Source organism: Mesorhizobium sp. M2A.F.Ca.ET.067.02.1.1 (assembly GCF_004023285.1).
In the GTDB taxonomy this organism is placed as follows: domain Bacteria; phylum Pseudomonadota; class Alphaproteobacteria; order Rhizobiales; family Rhizobiaceae; genus Mesorhizobium.
On record NZ_RZSB01000763.1, the window covers coordinates 1 to 2,843 of the forward strand.

The 2,843-nt window shown below is 63.1% G+C and carries 3 protein-coding genes; all 3 read right to left on the reverse strand.

The genetic code is table 11. The annotated features are described in order from the left end of the window. Positions 1-651 (reverse strand): ABC transporter permease (locus EOA28_RS31400; protein WP_148670973.1); only part of this gene is annotated, 651 nt, incomplete at its 3' end. A 57-nt stretch (positions 652-708) separates the two neighbouring features. Continuing rightward, positions 709-1,617 (reverse strand): phosphonate ABC transporter substrate-binding protein, encoded by a 909-nt coding sequence (gene phnD / locus EOA28_RS31405; RefSeq protein WP_127252047.1) that lies wholly within the window; start codon positions 1,615-1,617, stop codon positions 709-711. A 141-nt stretch (positions 1,618-1,758) separates the two neighbouring features. Further along, positions 1,759-2,616, reverse strand: coding sequence for a phosphonate ABC transporter ATP-binding protein (phnC, locus tag EOA28_RS31410; RefSeq protein ID WP_127252046.1), 858 nt, complete (start codon positions 2,614-2,616; stop codon positions 1,759-1,761). Between the last annotated feature and the right edge of the window lie 227 nt (positions 2,617-2,843).

Below are 2,843 nucleotides of genomic sequence, written 5' to 3' on the forward strand. Positions count from 1 at the left end.
GCCCTCTTCCGGGCGCATGTCGATGTTCTCGTTGATCTCGTAGAAGAGCTTGCCCAGCGCGCCGATCGAATGCAGGCCAATGGCGATGATTGCCGCGACGGGGCCAATCGAGACGATCGCCGCGAACAGGCCGGCAATGACGATCTCCGGAAAGGCGCGCAGCAGTTCCATGAAGCGCTTGACGACGAGCCGCAGGATAGGGCTCGGCGTCAGGTTGCGCGCGGCGATGAAGGAGAAAGGTACGGCGAAGACGAAGCCGATGAAGGTCGAGACCAACGCCACGTTCACCGTCGTCAGCATCAGCTCGAAATATTCGGGGATGTAGAAGCCGCCCCAGATGTAGACCCGGCCGAGCGGGAAGTTGAACTCCTGCGTGCCCTTGTCGCTGGGCGAGGCGATGTCGAACAGCGCACGCCAAACATCGTTCCAGTCCTTCGGGATCAGCCAGCTCAGGAAATCGAGGATATGCGGCAGGCGGTCGAAGAAGTGGCCGGCATTGGCCTCGTCGGCGAACCACATGGTCGCGAACATGGCGACAAGCAGCAGGCCGACGCCAAGCGCGGTGTAGAAGCGGCGCAGCGAGGTCTGGCGCCGCCAGGCGTCGGCCTGCTGGCGGGTCGCATCGGAATGGATCGTTGTCGAAAGGGTCATGATTGTGAATGCAAAAAGGGCGGCGTTTTTTGCGACGCCGCCCTTTTCCTGATGCCTTCAGCCGCCGATAGCGGCTTTGCGGGCTTCGACGATGACGTTGTAGAAGTCAGGCTTCACCGGGACGTAGCCGGTGAAATCGCCGCCTTCGATGCCTTCGAAGCAGGCCTTGTCCTTGGCCGGCAGGGCGGTGAAGAAGGCGGTGAGCTTGGCGGTCATGTCGTCGCCGAGCGCGGTGCGGACAACCAGCGGACCGTTCGGGATCAGGCCCGAGCGCCACACTTCGACGAAGTCGTTCGGGTCGACCGCGCCCTTGGCGACTTCCTTGTGGAAGGTGCCCGAGGTGTAGCCGTTCTTGAAGTCGCCGATGCCCGAGGAGTCGTCCACCGCCACGTCGACCTTGCCGTCGCGCACGGCCAGGATGTTGTTCTCGTGGCCGCCGTTGAACTGGGTCGAGGCGAAGTAGGTCTCGTTGGAAGCGCCAGTGTCCTTCGGAATCTGGGTCAGCGGGATCAGGTAGCCCGAGGTCGAATCCGGATCGGCATAGCCGAGCTTCTTGCCCTTGGCCGACTTGATGTCGGTGATGCCGGAGGTCTTCAGCGCCAGGCCAACCGAATAATAGCCGGTCGAGCCGTCGGTCTGCTTGGTGGTGAGGATCGGGGTGACCGCCTTCGGGTCCTTGAGATAGATGCTGGCGTAGCCGGACGCGCCGAGCTCGGCGAAATCGAGCGTGCCGCCGAGCAGGCCCTGGATGACGCCGTCATAGTCGGCGGCCGGGAAAAGCGAAACCTTCTCGAAGCCGAATTCCGACTTCAGGTGGTCGGCGAGGCACTGATAGTTGCGCAGACGGTCGGTCTCATTCTCGCCGCCGAGGATGCCGACGCGGAATTCCTTGATATCGGCGGCGTGCGCGGCGCTTGCGGCCATGGCGAGCAGCGAAACCGCTCCAAAAACCATCTTCCTGAACATTTGCTCTCTCTCCTGTTGTTCCGGCTGCGCGCCGGCGGCGTTCTGATTTTTCAAGTCTTGCCTTTGACGCTGGCGGGCGATCCGGGTTGCTCTGCCGAAATCCACGATTTGCCCGGACCGACTGGGGGCGGGGCAATGGACTCAGTAGCCAGGGAAGGCGGGTTCGAGCGGTCCGGCGGATGCGATGATCTTCGGCTTGATGGTCACGCTGGTCGACGTGATGGCCTCGGAGATCTCGGCGCCGCTGGCATCGGCGCCGTAGACCATGCGCACGGCGTCGCGATCGAGGTCTTGCGGGGCGCCATCGAAGACGACCTTGCCGGCGGCCATGCCGATGATGCGGCTGCAATAGGCGCGGGCGGTGTCCAGCGTGTGCAGATTGGTGACGACGGTGATGCCTTCGCGCAGATTGATGTCGCGCAGCGAATCCATCACCATCTTGGCGTTGAGCGGGTCGAGCGAGGCGATCGGCTCGTCGGCCAGAAGCACCTTCGGCTGCTGCATCATGGCGCGGGCGATCGCGACGCGCTGCTGCTGGCCGCCGGACAGCGTGCCGGCCGGCTGAAGCGCGATGCGGGCGATGTCGAGGCGCTCGAGCGCGGCGACCGCCTCGGCGCATTCGGTGCGCGTGAACATGCCGAGCAGGTTAGAAACCGTCGAGCGGTGGTTGAGGCGGCCGAGCAGGACATTGGTCAAGACGTCGAGGCGCGGCACGAGGTTGAACTGCTGGAAGATCATGGCGCAGTCGCGCTGCCAGCGGCGCAGCGGCGAGCCCTGCAGGGAGGAGACCTCGGCGCCGTCAAAAAAAATCGATCCCTGGCTGGGATCGATGAGACGATTGATCATGCGCAGCAGCGTGGACTTCCCGGCGCCGGAGCGGCCGATGATACCGACCATCTGACCGCGCGGGATCGAGATGTTGATGTCGCTGACAGCGGTGTTCTTGCCAAATCGTCGGGTTACGCCGCGGATTTCGAGCGTGGCCGATGATGCTGACATGGCAAAACTCCGGTACGTCGCGGTTTCGAGGGTCCGTTAACCTTCGCTAGCGCAGCCCGATGAAGCTGGGGTGTCGGATTGATGTCAGTTTTGTTACGAGTCACAGGCTTGACGGGGTTAATTCCCGGCACAGGGATTTTGATCGGGCCGGCTATGTTTGTGTTGGGCAGCGGCATCCCTTGGAGATTGGCTGAAACGCCCATTCTCGTCGTCATCCACGTGCGGAG

Coding starts and splice junctions, on each gene's coding strand:
- phnD (WP_127252047.1), bottom strand. CDS start 1,617: ATGTTCAGGAAGATGGTTTTTGGAGCGGTTTCGCTGCTCGCCATGGCC.
- phnC (WP_127252046.1), bottom strand. CDS start 2,616: ATGTCAGCATCATCGGCCACGCTCGAAATCCGCGGCGTAACCCGACGA.